This is a genomic window from Stenotrophomonas terrae, from assembly GCF_001431465.1.
In the GTDB taxonomy this organism is placed as follows: Bacteria; Pseudomonadota; Gammaproteobacteria; order Xanthomonadales; family Xanthomonadaceae; genus Stenotrophomonas; species Stenotrophomonas terrae.
The window spans coordinates 48,987-72,217 of record NZ_LDJJ01000040.1; the positions used below are offsets into that span (position 1 = coordinate 48,987).

A 23,231-nucleotide genomic window follows, 5' to 3' on the forward strand; every position below is an offset into this window, starting at 1 on the left:
CGTGCAGAAAGTGACACTTACATCACATAAATGATAGAAACCTCCCATTCAGGGGGAAGGAAAACAGGATGTCAGGCACCGCACCACGCTCGTCCAGCCAGGCCATGGCACGGATCGCCGCCACGCAGGCACCTGCCCGCGTACGTCACTTGTTGGAGATTTCCTTCCTGGCCACGGATGAAGTCCTGCGCACGCCGCTGCAGCTGACTGCCATCGACCTGGAGCGCGCCCTGTTCAAACAGGCGGAAATGGCCCACAACAGCCAGATCCAGTCCGACATCTACGCCCAGCTGCGGGTCCTGCGTGAACACACCGAGCAGCTGCCGGACTTCTTCCTGGACGCGCTGGCCGCACAAGTGGCGGCCTTCAAGGACCCGCCCAAAGCCAGCCCGGAAGCCCACGCCGCCGCGTTCAAGGCGATGACGCTGGTTGAAGACACCGACATCGACCGCGACATCGTGCTGCACGAAATGGCCCGACGCGAGGCCTTCCGTGCAACCAGCCCGCTGCTGCTGTTGGGCCAGCGCTTTGCGGTACTGGCCGCACAGCCGGCGTTTGATCCCGAGCGGCTGCCGGTCGGCCCGTACGCCCTGTGCCGCGCATTGCGCGAGTGTGGCGAACAGATGCAGCTCAACCTCGATACCCAGCTGGTGCTGTACCAGGTGTTCGACCGCATGGTGATGCCGCGCCATAGCGAACTGGTGGACCGGCTCAACATCCTGCTGGAGCGCGAAGGCGTGCTGCCTGGGCTGGTGTATCGCCCACACCTCGCCCGCCCCTCGGCGCCGCGTGGCAGCGGCGCTGTCAGCGGGCAAGCCGATGCCGGCAATGCCGCGCCGCGCGCGGCGGGCAATGCCCCGCTGACCAGCTGGCAAGGCCAGGCACCGGCGGCATCGTGGGCCAGTATTTCCAATGAGCTGCAAGCCAGCGCAGCGGCTGTACCGTCCCATGCCACCGCTGCGCCGACGCATGCGCCGGACGCGGCAGCCGCCATGGCGCCGATGGAAAGCCTGCACAGCCTGCTGGATGCCGCCCGCCACGCACTTGCGATGAGCCCCGGCAGCGCTGGCGGTTCTGCTGGTTCTGCTGGTTCTGGTAGTCCTGCGCCGGCAGGTAGCGGTGCCATGCCAGCAGGCCGTGCCGCTGGCGCGAACGCAGGCATGGCCGGCATGCCCGACTTCACCGCCCTGCAGGCGGCACAGGCCCAGGCCCAGCAAGTCAGCACAGCTGCCGCGCCGCTGGCCACCCAGCCTGCAGGCAGCCCTGCCCAACCGGTCTCCACCCAGACCGCGATGGACGTGCTGGGCAAGCTGCAGACCGCCGCATCATCCTCCGGCAGCCGTCACAGCATGGCGGACATCCGCAATGCACTGATCGCCCAGGTCAAGGCCGAACACGGCCCAGCCGCGACGCTGTCGGTGCAGGACGGCGACACCATGGACCTGCTCGGCATGCTCTATTCCGAGCTGCACCGGGAAGTCCGCAGCGAAGGCCCGGCTGCCGACCTGCTGCGGCGCCTGCAGGTGCCCTTGGCGCGTGCCGCCATCAGCGACCAGGAGTTCTTCCTGCGCGACCAGCACCCGGCCCGCGAACTGCTCAATGCGGTGGCCGAATCCGGTGCTGTCTGGCTCAGCGATGACGACAGCGATCCGGTCCTGCTGCTCAAGCTCAAGGACGCGGTCAACAAGGTCGTCACCGATTACCAGGGCGACGAGACCGTCTTCGTCGAAGCAAACGACATCATCCAGGGCCACCTGCGCTCGGCAGCCCGTCGCGCGGAGATGGCCGAGCGCCGCCAGGTCGATGCCGCGCGCGGCAAGGAACGCCTGGAGGCCGCCAAGCAGCTGGCAAATAACACCATCGACGCGCTGTGCCAGAGCAGCGAGCCGCCGAAGTTCGTGCAGACCCTGCTGCGCAAGGCCTGGGCCGACGTGCTGACACTCACCCTGCTGCGCCAGGGGGCAGAGTCGGAGGAATGGCAGCAGCGTGAGCAGGCCACCCGCCGTATCGGCGAGATCACCGGCCTGGCGCCCGGCGGCGCGGCCGATACCAGTTTCGGCGAGGAAATCGAACAATCGCTGCTGCAGGTGGGTTACCACCAGGATGAAGCGGCCGCCATCTCACGCCGGCTGTCCACGCCAGGCGGCGAGGACGACATCACCTCACGCACCGAGCTGGCCGCCAAACTCAAGATGCGCGCGCGCCTGGGCGAGTCCGGCGAGCCGGAAGAAGAAGAGCGCCGCAAGAAAGTCGAGCCCGCCCGCACTGAGCAGGAGGAGGCGCATTACCGCCAACTGCGCACGCTGCCGTTCGGCACCTGGTTCGAATTCACCGTCAACCAGCAGGGCGACAACCGCCGCCAGCGTCTGTCCTGGTACAGCCTGATCACCGGCAACGCCTTGTTCGTCAATCAGCGTGGCCAGAAGGTGTCGGAAAATTCACTGGACGCGATGGCGCGGCTGATGGCCAAAGGCCAGTTGCGCATCGTCACCGAAGACAAGGGTCGCCTGATTGACCGCGCCTGGCAGGCCACCGTGCGCGCACTGCGCTCGATTGCCGGCCAGTCCACCAACGCCGGAGAGTCGGCATGATCACCAATACCCGCCGCGCACCGCGCCTGCAGGTGCCCGAACTGGTGCCGGTACGCGACCAGATGACCGGCGCCCAGATCGGCCGGCTCGGCAACATATCCGAAACCGGCATGTTGCTGATCGCCTCCGTGGCATTGCAGGACGACGCCCTGTACCAGCTGCAGTTCCCCATTGCCGATGGCCGTGGCGGGCAGCTGCAGATCGACGTCGGCGCGCACCTGCTGTGGTTCGAGCCGACCCACGCACCCGACCAGTCATGGGCCGGGTTCCGTTTCCTGACCCTGGACAAGGGCCAGCAGGCGCAGCTGCAGCGCTGGATCGAGGACCGTCTTCCCCCGGCCTGAGTGCCGAAAACGGCACAGCAGCGGTGAGCCGATTGCGGCAAAATTGGGGCCTGCAACTCCGCATGCCCCAGCGAGCCACCGCGATGAACCAATACGATCCAGCCAGCCTGTACGCCCAACACCTTGGCGAAATGATCCGCCGTGCCGACGCGGCACTGGCGCGCGGTGGTTTCGATCACCTGGTGGTTCCCAGCGGCACCCAGCACTACCAGGTATTCGACGACCGCGATTACCCCTACGCGGTCAACCCGCAGTTCAAGACCTGGCTGCCGCTGACCAAGCTGCCCTATAGCTGGCTGATCCACACCCCGGGCAGCCGCCCGACCCTGGTGTTCTACCAGCCCTTCGACTATTGGCACGTGGTACCGGACGCGCCGAGCGGCTGGTGGGTGGAGCACTTCAACATCCACATCATCCGCAAGCCGGAAGAAGCGCTGGCGCTGCTGCCGGCCGACCCGAGCCGCTGCGCCATCCTCGGTGAAGCGCAGAGTGCGCTGGGCGGCTTCGCCCCCAATAATCCACCGGCGGTGATCAACTATCTGGAATGGCATCGCGGCTACAAGACCGCGTACGAGATCGCCCTGATGCGGCAGGCGCAGGTGTTGGCCGTCCGCGGCCACCGCGCCGCCGCAGCCGCGTTCCGCGCCGGCGCCAGCGAGTTCGAGATCCACATGGCCTATTGCAGCGCCGTAGGCCAGGACGCCAACGAGCTGCCCTACGGCAACATCATCGGCTTGAACGAGCATGCCGCGGTGCTGCACTACACCGACCTCGGCAAGCAGGCGCCGCAGCCGCTACGCAGCTTCCTGATCGATGCCGGCGCCTCGGCCTACGGCTATGCCAGTGACATCACCCGCACCTATGCGGCAACCGGCCATGACGAATTCCAGTCCTTCATCGATGCGGTGGATGCGGCCCAGCTGAAGATGTGTGCAGCGGTACGTGCAGGCTTTGACTACAAGCAGCTGCATGTGGATGCCCACCTGTCGCTGATGACCATCCTCAAGGACTTCGGAGTGATCAATGTCTCCCCGGAGGCGGCGTTGGCTACGGGTGTGAGCGCTGCATTCTTCCCGCACGGCATCGGTCATCTGATCGGCGCACAGGTGCACGATGTGGCTGGCTTTGCCGCTGGCGAAGACGGCGGCCGCATCGAGCGCCCCGCCGGTCATCCGTATCTGCGCATGACCCGCGTATTGGAACCGGGCATGGTGGTCACCATTGAGCCGGGCCTGTACTTCATCGACATGCTGCTGGACGAGGTAAAGAAGGCCGGCAACGCCGCCAGTGTGAACTGGGACCGGGTGGACTTCTTCCGTCCGTATGGCGGCGTACGCATCGAAGACGAAGTGCTGTGCACCGACGGCGACGCAGACAACCTGACCCGCCCGGAATTTGCCGCACAGGCATGATCGCTTGCCTGGGCGGCAGTTAGCTGTCGCCCGGGCTGTTGGCACGCACATCGGATGTATCTGATTGTGGTCCGGTGAAAGCCGGACGGCATTGGGCTGCGCTGCGCCCCCTGCCCCGTTTGATGTCCAGAGCTTCCCGGGTGCGCTGACGCTTACCCGGGCTACGGGATGACGCCAGCCCTTCACTTCCGCCGACCGATATTCGGCCCAGCAAGCAACGCAGTTGCGGTTGCGGTTGCACTTGCCCTCCCTTACGCAAAGCGTAGGGGAGGGTATAGGAGGGGTGCTTTGCTTTGGCTTCGGCAGTTGCCGTTGCAGTTGCTCCACCGCTTTTGATCTACCGGGTCCCCTTCCGCAGCGACGGAGCTGGCAGACAAGACCCCGCACGGGGCGACGTGCAGGACGCACGTCGTTTTTCGACGATACAGGGATGTATCGTCGAAAAATCCTGCCAGCGGAGTGGACCTGGAGAGCGCAGCGCGGAAGGCGCGTAGGCAGGGTGTGCTTTCTTTTGGTTATCTTTTCTTTGCACAAGCAAAGAAAAGTAACTCGCTCCCCGAAGGGGGGTGAAAGCTTTTGCTCTGGCTTTTGCTGTTTGCTGCAAGTCGGAGCGAAAGCTGAAGCCAAGGCCAAGGCAAGAGCTTTCGCCCCCCTTTGGGGCGCGAGCGCACCTTTCTTTGCTTGTGCAAAGAAACGTGGCCCAAAGAAAGCACACCCTGCCTCCGCGCCCACGCCGCTTCGCGACGCGGGTCCACTCCGCCGCCGGGATTTTTCGACGATACATCCCTGTATCGTCGAAAAACGACGTGCGTCCTGCACGTCGCCCCATTCGGGGTCTTATCCGTCGGCTGCGTCGCTGCGGAAGGGGACCCGGTGGATCAAAAGCGTTGGAGCAACTGCAAAGGCGAATGCAACTGCAACTGCCGGAGCCAAAGCGAAGCACCCCTCCCATACCCTCCCCTACGCTTTGCGTAAGGGAGGGCAAGTGCACGAGCAAGAGCAACAGCAACAGCAACAGCAACGGCTAGTGCGCGCACTAACACCAAAACCTCGCGCCTCAGCGCTTGGCCATGAATGCCTCAATCTCGTCGGCATTGCGCTCCAACGCAGCGGTCAACACCCGGTGACCATCCTCGGTGATCAACACATCGTCCTCGATGCGGATACCAATACCGCGCCAACGCGCCTCCACATCCCGATCATCCGGCGAGATGTACAGCCCCGGCTCGATCGTGAATACCATCCCCGGCTCGAGCAGGCGCGACTCACCGGCCACCCGGTAATCACCAACATCGTGCACGTCCAGGCCCAGCCAATGCCCGGTCTTGTGCCGGTAGAAACGCTGGTAATGGCCCTCGACGATGTTCTCTTCCAAATCCCCCTGCAGCAGCCCGAGTCGCAACAGACCCTCGGTCAAGACCTCGACCGCCGCCAGATGCCCCTCTTCATAGGCAATGCCCGGCTGCGCCTGCTCCAGCGCGGCCGCCTGCGCCGCCAGCACAAGATCATGCAACGCGCGCTGCTCCGGACTGAAGCGGCCATTGACCGGGAAGGTTCGGGTGATGTCACTGGCATAGCCGCGATATTCAGCGCCGGCATCAATCAACACCAGATCACCATCGGCGCTGCCATGGTTGTTGTCGCGGTAATGCAGCACGCAGGCATTGGCGCCAGCGCCAACAATGCTGTTGTACGCAGGCCAACCATCCGCCGCGCGGAACTCGCACTCCAGCGCGGCCTGCAACTCATACTCGTGGATACCCGGCCGCGCCGCACGCATCGCCGCGCGGTGCGCGCGCACGCTGATATCGGCCGCCACCTGCATCAGCGCGATCTCGTCGGCACTCTTGTACAGCCGCTGCTCATGCAGCAGATGTCCCAGCTCAAGGAATTCGTGTGGCGGCTGCGCACCGTCGCGCACCTGCGAACGTACCCGGTTCACCCAGCCAATCAGCTTCAGGTCAAAGTCTGCATCGCGGCCGAAGTGGTAGTACACCCGCGACCGCCCTTCCAGCAGCCCTGGCAGGATTTCATCCAGATCATCGATCGGATACGCATCGTCCATGCCATAGCGCGACACCGCACCATCCTGACCTTCGCGCGGACCATCCCAGGCTTCGCGGTCGGGGTCGCGTTCACGGCAAAACAGGATGACCTCGCCGTGCTTGCGCCCCGGGATCAGCACCAGCACCGCCTCCGGTTCCTGGAAACCGCTCAGGTACCAGAAGTCCGAATCCTGCCGGTATGGGTAGAACGTGTCGTTGCTGCGCACCCGCTCGGGTGCGGCAGGCAGTACCAGGATGGCGTCATCGCCGGCCGCCTCCATCAACTGGCGGCGGCGGCGGGCGTACTCGGCAGGGGTGATCCCGGACAGACGCTTCATCGCCAACCTCAGTTCAGGCTTTGCCGATGGCGCGAGCCCATCACGCAGTCGCCGTGCAACAGCAGCGCCGCAACCCGCACGAACTCCTCGATTTCCGACAGGGCGTCCTCGTCTTCATCGGCGCTGTCGAACTCATCGCTGGATGCCTGCGCCAGACGGGCCAGGTCCTGCAGCGCCTCTTCGCCCTCCTCGCTCAGCGCCGGCCGCTTGCCCGAGGCCAGGCCGAAACCACCGAGGAAGGCCCGGCACCACTCGAACAGCGCATCGGTACGCGCCTGCAGCGGCTCGGCAGCGTCCACCAACACCAGCTCGAAGGCGAAGTCACGGTCTTCCAGCTGGGCAACCGTGGCCTGCCGCAGCAGGTCCAGCGCAGAGCCCGGCTCGGGGCTTGGCAGGCCGTCATCGGCCAATACCTTGGCCGGCCACGCGGGCACATCGGCACCACCGGCGGCCAACCAGCCGCACAGTCCGCCGTGGAGTTCGGCAGGGGAAGCACCCAGGCCCAGCGACTGGCTGGCCTGGAGGATGTCGTTGACGGCAGGAAGATCGGTCATGTCACTGGTCTGTAAAGCGGAGAGGATCACCGTCACACTGATATGACGGCGGCCGTACAGTGTATCAACCGCATCGCAAACTCCTTCTTGACCGGCCCTCATCGCCATGCCTATCGTGCCGCCCATGGACTCCTTCGACCCCGCTGGCCAACTACAGGCCCTTGTCTCCCGCCTCGAGCTGCTGCTCGAGCGCAACCAGCGGCTGAGCGATGAAAACCGCAGCCTGCGCCAACAGCAGGAACAGCTGATCAGCGAGCGCTCGCAGCTGCTGACCAAAAACGAACAGGCCCGCTCCCGGGTTGAAGCCATGATCACCCGCCTCAAGTCGCTGGAGCAGCACACATGAGCCAAACCGAACCGGTCAGCGTCCATATCCTGGACCGCGAGTACACCGTTGGCGTGGAGCCGGCCGAGCGCGAAAGCCTCACCGCCGCCGCCCGTGTGCTCGACGGCAAGATGCGCGAAATCCGCGGCAGCAACCGGATGGCGGCAGTGGACCGCATCGCGGTGCTGGCCGCGCTCAATCTGGCGCACGAGCTGCAGCAGCTGCGCGATGAGCAATTGGCGCAGCAACAACGCTTCCAAACCGCCATGAACGAGCTGAACCGGCGGCTGGACCTGGCCATCGACAACGCGCGTTGATCCAGCTGAGCAGCTCAGGCAGATGAATCCGTAATTGGGGAAAAACACTGCACGCAGCCGCGCAACCTCGCTATACTGGCGACGCGTTCTCTGCTGTGAACGACGGCGTGTGCAAACATTCGCCTTGTCCCTTAATTACGACCACGGGGGCGCGACGGAGCCGGGTGTGCAAGTCCGCCTTGTAGCGGGAAGCCCGATGGCCCCCCAGCGTTCCCACTTGAACCCCGGGTTCAAGGTCGTTTCGCACGCATCGTCACCGCGGAGAATGCAATATTCCAGAACGGCGCCCAACGGGCGCCGTTCTTTTTTTTATCCTTCTCCCTCCGGGAGAAGGTGCCCGAAGGGCGGATGAGGGTAAGGGGCAAACCGTCATGAAGCTTGGCTACGCCAGTGCTTCGCACTTACCCTCTCCCCAACCCCTCTCCCGATGGGAGAGGGGCTTAAGCTCCCTGCCCGCAGACTTTTCCCCATGACTGCCGATCCCCGCCAACTCCTCCGCCAGCAACTGCGCCAGCGCCGCCGCGATATCCCCGCCGCCGAGCGCATTGCCGCCGCCGAGACACTTGCGGCGCATCTGCTGTCCCTGCCCTTCGCCGGTATCAGCGGCCATGTTGCCGGCTACTGGGCAATGGACGGCGAGATCGCCCTGCACCGCTGGCAGATGCAACTGCCCGCGCAGCAGACCTATTGCCTGCCGGTGCTGCACGGCAAGCTGCTGCGTTTCGCACCGTGGCGGCCGGGGCAGGCGCTGGTCAGCAACCGTTATGGCATTCCCGAGCCCGACATCGACCCGGCGCAGGCGCTGCGGCCGGAACAAATGGCCCTGGTGATCGCCCCGCTGGTCGGCTTTGATGACGGCGGCCGGCGGCTGGGCATGGGGGGCGGCTGGTATGATCGCAGCTTCGCATTTCGGCAGCGCCAGGCCGCGCCGCCGTGGCTGGTGGGGGTAGGTTTTTCCGCCCAGCAGGTGCCGTCATTGCCGGTCGAAGACTGGGATGTGGCGGTGGATGCCATCTGTACCGAGCAGGCCACTCTCTACCCGGAACCGTTGAACGCATGACCGCCCGCAAGCGCTACTGGCTGATGAAGTCCGAACCGGACGCCTTTTCCATCGACGACCTGCAGCGCGTAGGCACCGAACCGTGGAACGGCGTGCGCAACTACCAGGCGCGCAATTTCATGCGCGATGGCATGAAGGTTGGCGACGGCATCCTGTTCTACCACTCCAATACCAAGGTACCGGGCATCGTCGGCATTGCCACGGTGGCCAGCGAGGCCTACCCGGACGACACCCAGTTCGATCCCAAGTCCGACTACTACGACCCCAAGAGCACGCGTGAGCAACCGCGCTGGATGCTGGTGGACGTGGGTTTCGAGCGCAAGCTGGCGCAGGTGATCGCGCTGGACGAGATCAAGCTGCACGCCGAGGAACTGGGCGAAGGATTTCCGCTGACCGCCAAGGGCAACCGCCTGTCGGTGTTCCCGGTTACTGCCGCACAGTGGAAGCTGCTGCTGTCGCTGGAAAAGAAGCCTAAATAAGCATTTCGTATTGTGGGAGCGGCGTAAGCCGCGAAGCTGACAATCTTTCAGATCTCCGGCTTCGCGGCTTACGCCACTCCTACAAACACCTGTTTTCCAACCTGATTGAGCCCACCATGTCTGAAGCCAAGCGCCTGGCCGCCGAAAAAGCCATCGAGTACGTGCAGAAGGGAATGATCGTCGGTGTCGGCACCGGCTCCACCGTTGCCTACTTCATCGAAGCCCTTGCCCGCATCAAGGACCAGATTGAAGGCGCGGTATCCAGTTCCGACCAGAGCACCGCCCTGCTCAAGGGCCACGGCATCGAGGTGTTGGACCTGAACCACACCGGCGGCCTGTCGCTGTATGTGGACGGCGCCGATGAATGCGATGGCAACAAGAACCTGATCAAGGGCGGCGGCGCTGCATTGACCCGCGAGAAGATCATCGCCGAGGCCAGCAAGCAGTTCGTCTGCATTGTCGACCCGAGCAAGCAGGTCAAGGTGCTGGGCAAGTTCCCGCTGCCGGTGGAAGTGATCCCGATGGCGCGCAGCCTGGTGGCCCGTGAAATCCTGGCACTGACCGGCGGCCAGCCGGTGTGGCGCGATGGCGTGGTGACCGACAACGGAAATCTGATTTTGGACGTGCACAACCTGGCCATCACCGACCCGGTCAAGCTTGAGCAGCAGCTCAACCAGATCCCGGGCGTGGTCACCGTTGGCCTGTTCGCGCGCCGCCCGGCCGACGTGGTCATCATCGGCGGCGAACCGCCGCAGGTGCTGTAAGCCAAGGCAGCACAGCTTTGGCTTTGGCTTTGGCCTGATGCTCCGGCCTGATGCTCCGGCCTGATGCTTTGGCCTGATGCTTTGGCCTGATGCTTTGGCCTGATGCTTTGGCTTGATGCTTTGGCTTTGGCTTGATGCTCTGGCTTTGGCTCTGGCTTTGGCTCTGGCTGTCGCTCCCGCCTTGGCTTGATGCTCTCCCTTCTCCCGTTCACGGGAGAAGGTGCCCAACGGGCGGATGAGGGGAAGCTTTTGACTTCCGCCGGATCCGCCACAAGGCCCTCTCCAGGAACCAGGTCCCACCCCATGCCCAAATCTTTCCTGCGTACGCTCTTCACCCTTTCCCTGCTGGCCCTCGCCGGCTGCGCCAGCGCCGACGGCAAGCACTGGGTGGAACTGGCCGGCACCCGCTACCACGTGGAACTGGCCCAGAACGATGAAACCCGCGCCCGCGGCCTGATGTTCCGCGACCAGATGGACGCCGACCACGGCATGTTGTTCGTCCACGACCGCGAAGAACCGCAGGCCTACTGGATGAAGAACACCAAGATCCCGTTGGATATCCTGTACTTCGACAGCCAGCGCCGCCTGGTCGGCCAGCAGCGCGATGTGCCGCCGTGCTCGGCCGGCGACATGTGCCCGCCCTATCCCAGCTTCAATCCGGCCCTCTACGTGCTGGAGCTCAACGCCGGCCAGGCCGCCAAGCTCAAGCTGGAAGACGGCGCCGTGCTGACCTTCGGCCCGGGCATTGCCACTGGCAACTGACTCGGACCCACAGATTGAACAGCGGCGCCCTTGAACCGGCGCCGCTTTGCCGCCAGTCTTGGGGCATGTCTGAAACGCGCATTACCCTGCCGCAATGGGAAGAACTGGCCGCCTTGCCCGACGAGGCGCTGCCGCTGTTGCCCACTGCCCTGCTGATCGCCCGCGACGAGTACCCGCAGCTGGACCCGGCCGCCTACGACCGCGTGCTGCAGGCCCATGCCGACCACCTGCGGGTGGAAGTGGAGGCCATCGGTGAATGGCCACTCAAGGTTGCCGCCATCAACAACCACTTGTTCAACGAGGTGGGCTATAGCGGCGACAACGACGAGTATTACGACCCGCGCAACAGCTATCTCAACGAGGTGTTCGAGCGCCGCCTGGGCAATCCCATCTCGCTGGCGCTGGTGCAGATCGAAGTTTCGCGCCGGCTGGGCCTGCCGCTGGAAGGTATTTCCTTCCCCGGCCATTTCCTGGTGCGGCTGCCGGTGGAAGACGGCGTGCTGATCATGGACCCGTTCAACGGCGGCCGGCCGCTCGGCGTGGACGAACTGCGTGAACGCGCGCGCAGCAACCTGGGCGGCGAGACCCCGGACGACAGCGTGCTCGCGCAGATCCTGGACCCGGCACCGCACCGCGCAATCCTGATGCGAATGCTGCGCAACCTGCATGGCGTGTACGCCGAGCGTGGTGAATGGGACCGCGCCGCACGCAGTGCCGACCGCATCCTCAAGCTGGCGCCGGAGCAGGCCGATGCCGTCCGCGACCGCGGCCTGGCCTATCTGCAGTTGGAACACCTGGCCGGCGCCCGCACCGACCTTGCCCGCTACCTGAAGATGGAACCTGACGCGGCCGATGCCATCACTATCCGCGAGCGCCTGATCGAACTGAGCGGCGGCAGACCAAGGCTGCATTGAGCCGCGCGGTGCCCTCTCCAGCTCTTGTGGGAGCGGCGTAAGCCGCGAAGCCACTGCCGCATCCGAAGCCATTGATCAACGCAGCACTTCCGCAGAACCGGCGTTGCGCAGTGCGTGCCAAGACACCTCTTCGGCAGGCGAATGTTCTCAGCCGGCTCCGGATGCCGCAGTGGCTTCGCGGCTGACGCCGCTCCTACAGCCCGTGCGTTGCGCGGCTCAATCCAGCTCGATCATCTCGAAGTCATCCTTGCTCACGCCACAGTCCGGGCAGGTCCAGGTCTCGGGCACATCTTCCCAGCGCGTGCCCGGGGCGATGCCTTCTTCCGGCAAGCCGTCGGCCTCGCGGTAGATGAAGCCGCAGACGACGCACATCCAGTTGCGCAGGGTGGAGGCCGTAGCGTCGGACATCGGGGATAATCACCGGACAAAGAAACGGCGTTGATTGTCACATTCCCGCCGCCGTACCGGTAGCCATCCATGACCCAGCTTGCCGACGCCCGAGGCGTCTACCTGATTACCCCCGACGAAACCGACAGCGCGCGCCTGCTCGAACGGGTCCGCCCGCTGCTGGCCGGCACCACCTGCCTGCAATACCGCAACAAGGCGGTCGATGCCCCCACCCGTCTGGCCCAGGCCACTGCCCTGCAGGCGCTGTGCGCCGCCGCTGGCGTGCCGCTGATCATCAACGACGATGCCGCCCTGGCCGCGCAGGTAGGCGCCGCCGGCGTGCACCTGGGCGAGGACGACGGTGACATCGCCGCAGCCCGCGCCCTGCTCGGCCCACAGGCCATCATTGGCGCCTCCTGTTATGACCAACTGGCCCTGGCCCAGCGCGCGGTCGCTGCCGGCGCCAGCTACGTGGCCTTCGGGGCGTTCTTCCCCAGCCGCAGCAAGATCACGCCGCGTCGTGCCAACCCGGAGCTGCTGCGACAAAGCGCCGCACTGGGCGTGCCACGGGTGGCGATTGGCGGTTTGACCCCGGACAATAGTCGGCCTGTGGTGGAAGCTGGCGCAGAGCTGATCGCGGTGATCAGCGGCGTGTTCAGCGAGGCGGACCCGGTGGCTGCGTTGGAGGCTTATCGGCGCTGTTTCCAGCACCAATGACGTATTCCTTCTCCCTTCGGGAGAAGGTGCCCCGAAGGGGCGGATGAGGGTGCGGGCGAAGCCAGGCGATACGAGGCGCGCCTTACCCTCTCCCCAACCCCTCTCCCGAAGGGAGAGGGACTTTGAATTACTGCCTTATCCAGGAGTTTCACAATGAACCACGCCCAATCCCACGCCTTGTTCACGCGCGCACAGACGTTGCTGCCCGGTGGCGTCAATTCGCCAGTGCGTGCGTTCAAGTCGGTCGGCGGTGAACCCTTCTTCGTGCAGCGCGCCGACGGTGCCTATCTGCATGACGTGGATGGCAACGCCTACATCGACTACGTCGGCTCCTGGGGCCCGATGATCGTTGGCCACAACCACCCGACGGTGCGCGAGGCGGTGCAGCAGGCGATCGGCAATGGCCTGTCGTTTGGCGCGCCGTGCGCGGCTGAAGTGACCATGGCCGAGACCATCACCCAGCTGGTGCCATCCTGCGAGATGGTGCGCATGGTCAACTCCGGTACCGAGGCCACGCTGTCGGCGATCCGCCTGGCGCGCGGCGCCACCGGCCGCAACAAGATCGTCAAGTTTGAAGGCTGCTACCACGGCCACGGCGACTCTTTCCTGGTCAAGGCCGGCAGCGGCATGCTGACCCTCGGTGTGCCGACTTCGCCGGGCGTACCGGCCGGGCTGAGCGAACTCACCCTGACCCTGCCCTATAACGATTTCGAAGCCGCCACGGCCTTGTTCGAGCAGCAGGGCGCCGACATCGCCGGCCTGATCATCGAGCCGGTGGTCGGCAACGCCAACTGCATCCCGCCGCGCGAGGGCTATCTGCAGCACCTGCGCGCGCTGTGCACGCAGTACGGCGCGCTGCTGATCTTCGACGAAGTGATGACCGGTTTCCGTGTCGCCCTGGGCGGCGCGCAGGCGTATTACGGCATCACCCCGGACCTGAGCACCTTCGGCAAGATCATCGGCGGCGGCATGCCGGTGGGCGCCTATGGCGGCCGTCGCGAGCTGATGTCGCAGATCGCCCCGGCCGGTCCGATCTACCAGGCCGGCACCTTGAGCGGCAACCCGGTGGCGATGGCTGCGGGCCTGGCGATGCTGCAGCTGGTGCAGGCACCGGGCTTCCACGAGCGCCTGACGGCGGCAACCAACACGCTCTGCGATGGCCTGGAAGCCGCTGCGCGCGACGCTGGCGTGACCGTGACCACCAATCGCGTCGGCGGCATGTTCGGCCTGTTCTTCAGCAGTGAGAAGGTCGAGACCTATGCCCAGGCTACTGCCTGCGACATCAAGGCCTTCAACGTGTTCTTCCACGCCATGCTGGAGCGCGGCGTGTTCCTGGCCCCGTCCGCCTACGAGGCCGGCTTCCTGTCCAGCGCGCATGACGATGCAGTGATCGAAGCCACGCTGGTTGCAGCGCGTGAGGCGTTCAAGGTGGTTGCTGCGGGTTGATCAGCCCACAGCGACAAAGATCGAAACCGAGCCCCTCTCCCGTTCACGGGAGAGGGGTTGGGGTGAGGGCAGCTCCTGCTTCGAGGCTTCTAGAACTCAAGCCAGGCATCAGCTCAACCAAAAACCAGCTTGCCCTTCATCATTCCCCAGTGCCCCGGGAATGAGCAGAAGAAGGTGTAATCGCCACCACGCGTCAACTTGCTGGTCGCAAAGCGCACCTGGGTGGTCTGCCCACCACCGATCACCGGCGTGAACGCGATCACCCGCGCATCATTTTTCGGCAGATAACTGTCAGCCAAGGTCGAACGCATGCCGGCCGTGGCAACCTGCTGGAAATCCGGCGTGCGCGTCAGCACCCAGTTATGCCCCATCGCCGTGGCCGGCATCCTGCCGGTGTGCTTCAAGGTCAGGTCCACCTGGGTGCAATCGGCGGCAACCCGGATCTGCGGCAGCGAGAACTGCATCCGATCGTTGCTTTCAATGGTGACCGCGCAGGTACGTGCCAGCGCCGGTGCGGCAGGCAACAGGCCAACAAGGGCCAACAACAGCAGGCTGGAACGCTTCAAGGTCAACTCCGGGCAAGGACAACTACAGTGTCCTGATTCTAGGCAAGCCCGGCAGATTTCACCTGTGACGCGATGTCGCAGGCTGCACCGAGGCGCAGCGCCAGCGATACTGCAAGCCCACATCTGCCTTGCCCCCATGCAAAGACCCCCCGCCCTACTGCTGGATTTCGATGGCCTGCTGGCCGACTACGATCACCGTATCCATCTGCGCCAGCTCGCTGACGCTGCCGGCTGCACGCCTGAGCAGGTGGATGCTGCGTTACGCACGGACGGGCTTGAGTTCGCGCACGCCCGCGGTGAACTGGATGGTGGGCAATTGCTGCAGGCCTTGAATCAACGTTTGGGCAGCACGTTGGACGCGACGCACTGGCATGCAGCACGGCTCGCTGCGACCAAGCTGCGCAGCGATTGCACAGCAGTGTTGGAACGCCTGCATACGGATGTACAGGCTGCGGTACTGACCAACAATGGCCTGCTGACGCAACCGGTGATCGAACAGTTGTTACCGGGTAGGCGCGTGCTGTGCAGCGCAACGTTGGGCGTACGCAAGCCCGACCCTGCTGCGTACCTGGCCGCCTGCGCGGCGCTTGGCTGTGCGCCTGAGCGTAGCCTGTTCGTCGACCACCTGTTCCGCAATGTGCAGGGGGCGCGCGAAGCCGGGCTGCATGCCGATACGGCGTTTCATGCGCAGTCGCTTCGGCGCCTGCTCAAGCGCCATCATCTGCTGCGCTGACCCGGCTTCTCGCCGCAATTGAAATTCATTTGATATCCGTTGGCGACACTGGCCCCCAAAGCCACTGGAGCCGCCGATGAATCTGCCCTCACGACTATTACTGTCCCTCCTGCTGCTGGCGCCGGCATTGTCACAGCATGCATCGGCCGCAACGGACAAGGTGCTGATCGTGGTCAGCGGCGAAGGCAAGGATGCCGGCAAGCAGCGCCCGGGCTACGAGTTTGATGAGCTGTCGCAGGCCTGGCTGGTCTTCAAGGCCAACGGCCTGCAGGTAGAGGTCGCCAGCCCCCAGGGCGGCGCGGTGGAGGCCGACAAGTACAACCCGGACGAGCCCTTCAACGCTGCCTTGCTGGCCGATGCACAGGCGATGCGGCAATTGGCCGACACCAAGGCCACTGCCGCGGTGAAGGCCTCCGACTATGCCGCTGTTTATGTGGTCGGCGGCAAGGGCGCGATGTTCGACCTGCCCCGCGACCAGGCATTGCAGCAGCTGCTGGGCAAGGTCTGGGACAACGGCGGCATCGTGGCCGCGGTCTGTCACGGTCCGGCCGCCTTGGCCGAGGTACGGCTGGCCGATGGCAGCCTGCTCGTCGCGGGTCGCCAACTCACCGGCTTCAGCAATGAGGAGGAGGCGATATTCGGCAAGAAGTGGGCGCCGCAATTCCCATGGCTGCTAGAGGATGCACTGCGTCAGCGTGGCGCGCAGTGGCAGGAAGCGCCATTGATGATGCCGAAGTTGGTGGTCGATGGCCGCTTGATCACCGGCCAGAACCCGTACTCCACCACCGCCGTGGCAGAAGCCATCGTGCGCGCGACAGGTCGCACGCCGGTCGCCCGCACACCGTGGCGCGATGAAGCCAGCATGGCCTTGGTGGAACGCCTGCTCGGCGGCGACGTGCAAGGCGCGCACGCTGCACTGGCTGCCGATGTCTCCCGCCATCACGTCGAGCTTATCGGCATCCTTGGCTACTACCAGGCACAGGCAGCACCCAACGATGCCGCCTTGGAGCAGGCCTTGCAGGTCATGGAACTGGCCTTGCCACACATGCAGGAAGCACAACTGAAACTTGCCGCTGCCCAGGCCCACCTCAAGCTCAAGCGACCGGCGCAGGCACGCGTCCTGGTACTCCAGGCACTGGCAGGCAATCCGAAGCTGGAACAGGCTCAAGTCCTCCTGCGACAGATCGACGGTTGAACCATGCCCCTGCCCGCCCTGCGCATCCTGGTGATCGAGGATAACCGCCTGCTACGCGACAACCTGCAGGCGTTGCTGTCCGCACACGGATTCCATGCCAGCTTCGCAGCAGACGGCCGCAGCGGCCTGCAGATGGCGCTGATCGAACCACCCGACGTGCTGGTGCTGGATCTGGGCCTGCCCGGCCTTGACGGGCTGCAGGTCTGCCAGCGTCTGCGCGCCGAGTCCGACCGGCATGTCCCGGTCCTGATGCTGACCGCACGCGACGCACTGGACGACCGCCTGCTCGGCTTCCGCAGCGGCGCCGATGACTACCTGGTCAAGCCGTTCGCTGGCGAGGAACTGGTGGCCCGCTGCCTGGCCTTGTCACAACGCCATCGCGCCGGCCAGCCGCATGTGTTGTGCATAGGCAGCCTGCGGATAGATCGCCGCAGCCACGAGGTGCAGCGCCAGGGACGACGCATCGAGCTGCACCAGACCAGTTTCGACATCCTGCTGGCGCTGGCCGAAGCATGGCCGCGCACGCTGACCCGCAGCGAGCTGGTGCAACGCCTCTGGGGCGATACGCCACCCGACTCGGACCCATTGCGCACGCACCTCTATCTGTTGCGGCAATTGCTGGACAAACCTTTTGCCAGGCCAATGCTGAAGACCGTGCATGGCGTCGGCTTCCGTCTTGAGTCCGATGAGGGCATAGCGTGACGAATCCATCCGCGACGCCACGCAAGCGTCTGCGCAACCGGCTGATGCTGGCCTTCGCCGGCTTCACGTTGGTGGTCGCCACACTATTTGGGCTGTACGTGGCAGTGTTCGCCTATGCAGTTGAGGACATGTTCTTCAACGGACTGCTGGAACGCGAAGCCAACGAACAGTTGCAGCATCATGCGCAGACCGGTGCATGGAAGGCACCGCGCGAATCATGGATGCAGGTGATCGAGTCCGCGACACAGCTGCCCGACAGCATCGCCAGCACGCTTGCGCGCGAACCGCGGCGGCGTGAGTTCCCGGGCAGCGATGGCCGTCACTATCATCTGCAGCGCCTGCAGCCTGATGCCGCTGCCGAACCGGCCTGGCTGTTGGCCGAAGTAAGCCAGTTGCTGGTGGTTCGGCCACAGCGCGCGGGTTTGTTTCAGTTGCTGGCCTGGTCTGGCGTTGCGGTGATTACGCTGGCCCTGCTGCTCGGCGCATGGCTGGCAGGTCGCACCACCGCACCTTTATCGCGGCTTGCGCAGCTCGTCGACAACACCGGGCCCGATCACCTGCCTGCCGTGCATGCGCAGCGCTTTGCCGACGACGAAGTCGGCGTGCTGGCACGTGGGCTGGAGGCCTTGATCATCCGCATCCGCGCCTTCGTCATCCGCGAACGCGAGTTCACCCGCGATGCCAGCCATGAACTGCGCACACCGTTGGCCGTTATCCGTGGAACCACCGAGCGCCTCGCCCGTGATCCGTCGCTGTCGCCCGCGGCACGGCAGGGGCTGTCACAGATCCACCAGTCCGCGCTGCAGCTGGAACAAACCATCAGCATGCTGCTGGCCTTGGCCCGCGAACAGGCGTTGCCTGCCACTGGCGAAGCGAACAGATTGTTGCCGGTGATCGAACGCGTGGTTGTCGAGCAAGCGCCACTGCTGGACGACAAGCAGATCGAGCTGGATATCGACGTCCCGTTTGCCGCAAACAGCACGCTGCCACTGGCAGTGTTGCAAGTATTACTCGCCAACCTGATCGGCAACGCTTTCGCCCATACAGCGGCCGGCACGATACGCGTTGCCGCTGAGGCCGAACAGCTTCGCATCTCCAACCCCGGCGATGGCATCAGCGACCAGGCACTGGATGCCTTCAGCAAGGGAGCAAACAGCGGTGGCTTCGGGCTGGGCCTGGCGATCGTGCAGCGGCTTTGTGAGCAGCACGGCATTGCCCTGGATATCCGTCACCATGACGGACTGACGTCGGTCGCCTTCCCGCTCATGCCAGCGCCAGCCACGTCATGAAGACCCTTCTGCAGATTCTGCTGCTGTGCATACCAGCCCTGGCATCAGCTTTTGCCGTAGCCGGTGACGGCACCCAACTGCAAGCCGATATGCAGCGCATCCTCGATGAGGAAGGCCTGCAAGGTGTGGTCTGGACTACCGTCACTGCAGATGGCCTCGCAGCCAACGGTGCCGCAGGCGTACGTGATGCTGCCACCCGCTCGCCCATGCAGACCTCCACACGCGTGCACGTCGGCTCGGTCACCAAGGCAGTCCTTGCCATTGGCGTGCTACGACTGGTCAGCCAGGGCCGCCTTTCCCTGGATGCACCGGTGGCAGAGGTGGTTCCGGCAATCGGCTTTGATAACCGCTGGGAATCCACGCATCCGGTACGTGTGCGCCACCTGCTTGCGCATACAGCTGGCCTGGAGAACCTAAGACTCGGCCAGTTCTTCAGTCTCAAGGCTAGTGCTGACGTGCCTTTGGCGATCGCATCTGGTACGGACCGCGCGCCACTACGCGTCCTCAGCCAGCCTGGCAGCCGCTTCAGTTATTCCAACCTCGGCTACACCGTGCTCGGACAGGTGATCGAGGCCGTCAGCGGCGAACGCTACGAAGCCTGGATGGACCGGGAAGTGCTGGCCGCGCTGGGCATGCGGGATAGCACCTTCACCTACACCACGCAGGCAGGCTCGCAGGCAGACCCACATCTTGCGATGGGCCACTTTGAACAGGCGCGCCCCGCACCGGCCGTGCCCACTTTTCTGCGCCCCGCCGCGCAACTGACCACCACCGCCGGCGACATGGCGCTGTTCGCCAGCTTTCTGCTTGGCGACGGCAGCACTGCGGGGCAGCCCTTCATCGAAATGGAGCTGATGGAAGCATTGACCACCCCGGCTGGAACCGAGGCCGTACGCGCGGGCCTGCCACTCGGTCATGGGCTGGTGCTGGTCGGACGCGACCGGCACGGCCAGGTTGGTGGTTGCCATCCAGGCAACACCGTCGGTTACTGGGCGATGCTGTGCGTGTTTCCGCAGCAGCGCAGGGCGTTCTTCGTTGCCACCAACACCGACAACGAGGACGGCGACAACGAAAGGCTCAACCAACGACTTATCGAAGCACTTGCACTGCCGCCAGTTGCGCCATTTGCGCCATTTGCGCCGCCGCAGGTTGCTTCGCCCACTAGCCCCTCGCTGCCAGAGTGGGATGGCCTATACGTCCGCTCACCGCAGGCAATGCCTGCGATCGCACCGCTGCAGGGGCTGACGGAATTCATTCGCGTGGACACACTTGGAGACAAACTCCGCCTACGCTCGTTGTCCAGAGATGCACAGCTGCTGCAGCCGTTTGGCAATCAACTGTTCCGAGCGGACAGTCGGGTCCTGCCCTCACATGTACTGTTGATGGGTGAAGATGGTCAACCTGTCCTGAGCGACGGGCTGCGCAGCCATGTGCGGGTTCCTGCCTGGCGCATCATCATGCCGGGGCTGCTGCTGTCCATCGCCATGATCGGCGTTGTCATCACGATGCTGGCCGGGGTTGTGTTGGCGATCCGCGGAAAGCTGCGCTGGCGGAGCCCGGTTTTTCTGCCCGCACTGGCCGGTGCAGCCTTGCTGCTGCCAATAGCCTTGCTCTGTCGGCAATCCCTGCTGGAGCTGGGTGACCGGACTGTGGCGAGCATCACGTTGGCCAGCGTGAGCTTGCTGTTGCCGTTGGCACTGCTGGCAGGAACCGCAGTGGGGCTGCATGGATGGCGACGCGCCGGGCGCAGCACGCGGCTGCTGACAGCATGCCTGTTGGCGACCCTGCCCGGCGTCGGGCTGCTGGTTGCATGGCAGTTGCTGCCATTGCGGCTGTGGCTGCTGTAAATGCCAGCGCCCCGACCTTTGCACTGACTCAGACCGCAGATACACGATGCCCCCGAGTGACCGCTACACGCGGGACAGGTCGGGGGCATCGAGTTTCCGCAGCACTGGGCTCGCCAGTGCTATCGCTTGTTTCAGCCGCGTGAGGCGATGTACGCCGCAATCGCCTCGCGCACGCGCTTCAGGCCTTCGGCCACTTCTTCATCGGTGATGTTCAGCGCCGGCACGAAACGCAGCACGCTGGTGCCGGCCTGCAGGATCAGCACCTGCTTCTCGGCGGCCAGATCCAGCAGCACGCCGATGTCAGCCACGTACTCGGGCTTGAGTACCGCGCCCAGCATCAGGCCCATGCCACGCACCTGCTCGAACACGCCGAACTCTTCGCCAATGGCTTCCAGCCCGGCTTTCAACGCAGCCGACTGGCGCACGACGTTGGCCTTGATTTCATCGGAGGCCAGCTTGCGCAGTGCCACGCGGGCAACCGCCGCCGCCAGCGGGTTGCCACCGAAGGTGCTGCCGTGCGCGCCAACGCCCATGATGTCGGCCACCTTGGGGCCGGCCAGCATCGCGCCGATCGGGAAGCCGCCGCCCAGTGCCTTGGCGAGAGTGACGATGTCCGGGGTCACGCCCCAGTGCCAATGCGCAAACAGCTCGCCGGTGCGGCCCATACCAACCTGGATTTCATCCAGCACCAGCAGCGCATCGTGCTGGTCGCACAGCTCGCGGGCGCGGCGCATGAACTCGGCCGAGGCCGGCATCACCCCGCCCTCGCCCTGCACCGGCTCGAACATCACCGCGGCCACATCGCCGCCAGCCATCGCTTCTTCAAGCTGGGCGACGTCGTTGAAATCGACATAGCGGAAACCACCGGGCAGCGGCTCGTAGCCTTCCTGGTACTTGGGCTGGGCGGTGGCGGTCACCGTCGCCAGGGTGCGGCCGTGGAAGCTGCCACGGAAGGTAACGATGAAACGCTTGTCCGGGCCACGGTCCTGCGCACTGGCCCACTTGCGCACCAGCTTGATCGCCACTTCATTGGCTTCGGCGCCGGAGTTGCACAGGAATACGCGCTTGGCAAAACGCGAGGCGTCCACCAGCTCCTGCGCCAGGTGCAGCGGCGGCTCGCTGTAGAACATGTTGCTGGTATGCCACAGCTTGTTGGCCTGCTCGAACAACGCAGCCTTCAGGTCCGGGTTGTTGTGGCCCAGGCTGCACACGGCGATGCCGGCGGCCAGGTCGATGAACTCACGGCCCTGCGTATCCCACAGTCGCGCGCCCTGGCCGCGCTCCAGCACCAGCTGGCGCGGGCGGTAGACCGGCAGGTAGTAATTGGACAGGGACAACAGCGGCTCGACGACAGCGGTCATGGCGTTCCAGATCAATGGGTGTGAATTGTCCATTGTCCTCCATTCCATGGACCTGCGGCACAATGGGTACATGCGATTGTTCTCTGCCCCCCAACTGAACCCGGCCAGCGACAGCGGTTGGCGCCGCCGCTGGTTCGACATCATCCACCGTACCGATACCCCGCCCTCGCGGCGTTTCGACCTGCTGCTGGTCTGGGCCATCCTGGCCAGCGTGCTGGTGGTGATGTTCGACAGCGTGCAACGTATCCACGTGGCCTGGGCCACCGGCTTCTACATCGTTGAATGGGGCTTCACCCTGCTGTTCACGGCCGAGTACGTGCTGCGCCTGCTGGTGGTGAGGCGGCCACTGCGTTATGCGTTCAGCATCTGGGGCATCATCGACCTGCTGGCGATCCTGCCCTCCTATATCTCCTTCTTCATCCCCGGCACGCAGAGCCTGCTGGTGGTGCGTGTGCTGCGCCTGCTGCGGGTATTCCGCATCCTCAAGCTGACCCGCTATATCGAGGAGAGCGGCGTGCTGATGGCGGCGCTATGGCGCAGCCGGCGCAAGATCCTGCTGTTCCTGTCGATGGTGGTGACCATCGCCATCATCGCCGGCGCCTTGATGTATGTGATCGAAGGCCCGCAGTACGGTTTCAGCAACATCCCGACCAGCATGTACTGGGCGGTGGTGACGATGGCCACTGTCGGCTTTGGCGACATCGTCCCGCATACCACGCTGGGCCGTTTCATCACCTCGGCCCTGATCCTGATCGGCTACAGCATCCTGGCCGTGCCCACCGGCATCTACACCGCCGAGCTGGCTGGCAACATGCTGCGCGAAAGCCGCCACGACAACCGTGGCTGCACGGTCTGCGGCCATGAAGGCCATGAGTTCAAGGCAAAGTACTGCAACCGCTGCGGGCATGAATTGCCGGAGCATATCGAGCATTGAGCCGCTCCGCGCAGGTTGTAGGAGCGGCGTAAGCCGCGAAGCTGGTGATACAGGAAAGGCCCTGAAAGCCAACCCCTCCCCAACCCTCCCCTACGCCTACGGCGCAAGGGAGGGAGCGTAGTGCCGAGCCATGCTCGGCAGAGGCATTA

At 64.7% G+C, this 23,231-nt stretch carries 23 protein-coding genes and 1 other RNA gene; 19 read left to right on the top strand and 5 right to left on the bottom strand.

The window, feature by feature from the left end; translation table 11 throughout:
* Window positions 1-68: 68 nt before the first annotated feature.
* The 3 genes from ABB27_RS12390 to pepQ all read left to right on the top strand — a co-directional run bounded on the left by ABB27_RS12390 (window position 69) and on the right by pepQ (window position 4,347).
* Window positions 69-2,591, top strand: coding sequence for a DUF1631 domain-containing protein (locus ABB27_RS12390; RefSeq protein ID WP_083491290.1), 2,523 nt, complete (start codon window positions 69-71; stop codon window positions 2,589-2,591).
* A complete protein-coding gene (locus ABB27_RS12395) occupies window positions 2,588-2,935 on the top strand; it encodes a PilZ domain-containing protein (protein ID WP_057629068.1) in 348 nt (115 codons plus the stop codon). The genes ABB27_RS12390 and ABB27_RS12395 overlap by 4 nt, the downstream gene beginning before the upstream one ends.
* An 83-nt stretch (window positions 2,936-3,018) precedes the next feature.
* Entirely contained in the window at window positions 3,019-4,347 is a 1,329-nt protein-coding gene (pepQ, locus tag ABB27_RS12400) for a Xaa-Pro dipeptidase (RefSeq protein WP_057629070.1), read from the top strand.
* 1,057 nt (window positions 4,348-5,404) lie between these two features.
* Here pepQ and pepP read toward each other — a convergent pair.
* Window positions 5,405-6,730 (bottom strand): Xaa-Pro aminopeptidase, encoded by a 1,326-nt coding sequence (gene pepP, locus ABB27_RS12405; RefSeq protein WP_057629122.1) that lies wholly within the window; start codon window positions 6,728-6,730, stop codon window positions 5,405-5,407.
* An 8-nt stretch (window positions 6,731-6,738) separates the two neighbouring features.
* Entirely contained in the window at window positions 6,739-7,284 is a 546-nt protein-coding gene (locus ABB27_RS12410; protein WP_057629072.1) for a YecA/YgfB family protein, read from the bottom strand.
* Window positions 7,285-7,408: 124 nt separating this feature from the next.
* On the opposite strand from ABB27_RS12410, the gene ABB27_RS12415 reads away from it, so the two are divergent.
* The 8 genes from ABB27_RS12415 to ABB27_RS12445 all read left to right on the top strand — a co-directional run bounded on the left by ABB27_RS12415 (window position 7,409) and on the right by ABB27_RS12445 (window position 11,905).
* Window positions 7,409-7,630 (top strand): TIGR02449 family protein, encoded by a 222-nt coding sequence (locus ABB27_RS12415; RefSeq protein ID WP_057629073.1) that lies wholly within the window; start codon window positions 7,409-7,411, stop codon window positions 7,628-7,630.
* Window positions 7,627-7,926 carry a cell division protein ZapA gene (locus ABB27_RS12420; RefSeq protein ID WP_057629075.1) on the top strand — a complete coding sequence of 100 codons (300 nt, stop codon included), beginning with the start codon at window positions 7,627-7,629 and terminating at the stop codon, window positions 7,924-7,926. Before ABB27_RS12415 ends, ABB27_RS12420 begins: the two co-directional genes overlap by 4 nt.
* A gap of 84 nt (window positions 7,927-8,010) precedes the next feature.
* Window positions 8,011-8,195: non-coding RNA, 6S RNA (gene ssrS, locus ABB27_RS19385), on the top strand.
* 200 nt (window positions 8,196-8,395) lie between these two features.
* Complete coding sequence (locus tag ABB27_RS12425; RefSeq protein ID WP_057629077.1) at window positions 8,396-8,986, top strand: 5-formyltetrahydrofolate cyclo-ligase; 591 nt, start codon at window positions 8,396-8,398, stop codon at window positions 8,984-8,986.
* Complete coding sequence (locus ABB27_RS12430) at window positions 8,983-9,465, top strand: EVE domain-containing protein (protein WP_057629079.1); 483 nt, start codon at window positions 8,983-8,985, stop codon at window positions 9,463-9,465. The genes ABB27_RS12425 and ABB27_RS12430 overlap by 4 nt, the downstream gene beginning before the upstream one ends.
* Window positions 9,466-9,581: 116 nt before the next feature.
* Window positions 9,582-10,229 (top strand): ribose-5-phosphate isomerase RpiA, encoded by a 648-nt coding sequence (gene rpiA, locus ABB27_RS12435; RefSeq protein WP_057629081.1) that lies wholly within the window; start codon window positions 9,582-9,584, stop codon window positions 10,227-10,229.
* 303 nt (window positions 10,230-10,532) lie between these two features.
* Window positions 10,533-10,991: a DUF192 domain-containing protein gene (locus tag ABB27_RS12440; protein ID WP_057629083.1), complete on the top strand. Its 459-nt coding sequence runs from the start codon at window positions 10,533-10,535 to the stop codon at window positions 10,989-10,991.
* 65 nt (window positions 10,992-11,056) lie between these two features.
* On the top strand, window positions 11,057-11,905 hold the full coding sequence (locus ABB27_RS12445) for a SirB1 family protein (RefSeq protein ID WP_057629085.1): 849 nt from the start codon (window positions 11,057-11,059) through the stop codon (window positions 11,903-11,905).
* A gap of 216 nt (window positions 11,906-12,121) precedes the next feature.
* Here the strand turns inward: ABB27_RS12445 and ABB27_RS12450 are convergent, their stop codons facing one another.
* Entirely contained in the window at window positions 12,122-12,313 is a 192-nt protein-coding gene (locus ABB27_RS12450; protein ID WP_057629087.1) for a rubredoxin, read from the bottom strand.
* 69 nt (window positions 12,314-12,382) lie between these two features.
* On the opposite strand from ABB27_RS12450, the gene thiE reads away from it, so the two are divergent.
* Together thiE and hemL are read left to right on the top strand one after the other, a co-directional pair.
* Window positions 12,383-13,009: a thiamine phosphate synthase gene (thiE, locus tag ABB27_RS12455; protein ID WP_057629088.1), complete on the top strand. Its 627-nt coding sequence runs from the start codon at window positions 12,383-12,385 to the stop codon at window positions 13,007-13,009.
* Window positions 13,010-13,162: 153 nt separating this feature from the next.
* Window positions 13,163-14,455: a glutamate-1-semialdehyde 2,1-aminomutase gene (gene hemL, locus ABB27_RS12460; protein WP_057629091.1), complete on the top strand. Its 1,293-nt coding sequence runs from the start codon at window positions 13,163-13,165 to the stop codon at window positions 14,453-14,455.
* A gap of 113 nt (window positions 14,456-14,568) precedes the next feature.
* Here the strand turns inward: hemL and azu are convergent, their stop codons facing one another.
* A complete protein-coding gene (gene azu / locus ABB27_RS12465) occupies window positions 14,569-15,006 on the bottom strand; it encodes an azurin (protein WP_425477541.1) in 438 nt (145 codons plus the stop codon).
* A 151-nt stretch (window positions 15,007-15,157) separates the two neighbouring features.
* Between azu and ABB27_RS12470 the strand changes: the two genes are divergently transcribed.
* From ABB27_RS12470 to ABB27_RS12490, 5 genes are all read left to right on the top strand, one after another.
* The gene (locus ABB27_RS12470) at window positions 15,158-15,754 is read left to right on the top strand and encodes an HAD-IA family hydrolase (protein ID WP_057629093.1); all 597 of its coding nucleotides are present in this window, start codon (window positions 15,158-15,160) and stop codon (window positions 15,752-15,754) included.
* Between the two features lie 76 nt (window positions 15,755-15,830).
* A complete protein-coding gene (locus ABB27_RS12475; RefSeq protein WP_057629095.1) occupies window positions 15,831-16,949 on the top strand; it encodes a type 1 glutamine amidotransferase domain-containing protein in 1,119 nt (372 codons plus the stop codon).
* Window positions 16,950-16,952: 3 nt separating this feature from the next.
* Window positions 16,953-17,651 carry a response regulator transcription factor gene (locus ABB27_RS12480; protein ID WP_057629097.1) on the top strand — a complete coding sequence of 233 codons (699 nt, stop codon included), beginning with the start codon at window positions 16,953-16,955 and terminating at the stop codon, window positions 17,649-17,651.
* Complete coding sequence (locus ABB27_RS12485) at window positions 17,648-18,940, top strand: sensor histidine kinase (protein ID WP_057629099.1); 1,293 nt, start codon at window positions 17,648-17,650, stop codon at window positions 18,938-18,940. The genes ABB27_RS12480 and ABB27_RS12485 overlap by 4 nt, the downstream gene beginning before the upstream one ends.
* Window positions 18,937-20,787 carry a serine hydrolase domain-containing protein gene (locus ABB27_RS12490; protein ID WP_057629100.1) on the top strand — a complete coding sequence of 617 codons (1,851 nt, stop codon included), beginning with the start codon at window positions 18,937-18,939 and terminating at the stop codon, window positions 20,785-20,787. The genes ABB27_RS12485 and ABB27_RS12490 overlap by 4 nt, the downstream gene beginning before the upstream one ends.
* Before the next feature lie 131 nt (window positions 20,788-20,918).
* Here ABB27_RS12490 and ABB27_RS12495 read toward each other — a convergent pair whose 3' ends face one another.
* Window positions 20,919-22,148 (bottom strand): acetylornithine transaminase, encoded by a 1,230-nt coding sequence (locus ABB27_RS12495; protein WP_057629126.1) that lies wholly within the window; start codon window positions 22,146-22,148, stop codon window positions 20,919-20,921.
* Window positions 22,149-22,218: 70 nt separating this feature from the next.
* Here ABB27_RS12495 and ABB27_RS12500 point away from each other — a divergent pair, with 70 nt between their 5' ends.
* Window positions 22,219-23,082: an ion transporter gene (locus tag ABB27_RS12500; RefSeq protein ID WP_057629127.1), complete on the top strand. Its 864-nt coding sequence runs from the start codon at window positions 22,219-22,221 to the stop codon at window positions 23,080-23,082.
* Window positions 23,083-23,231 lie beyond the last annotated feature (149 nt).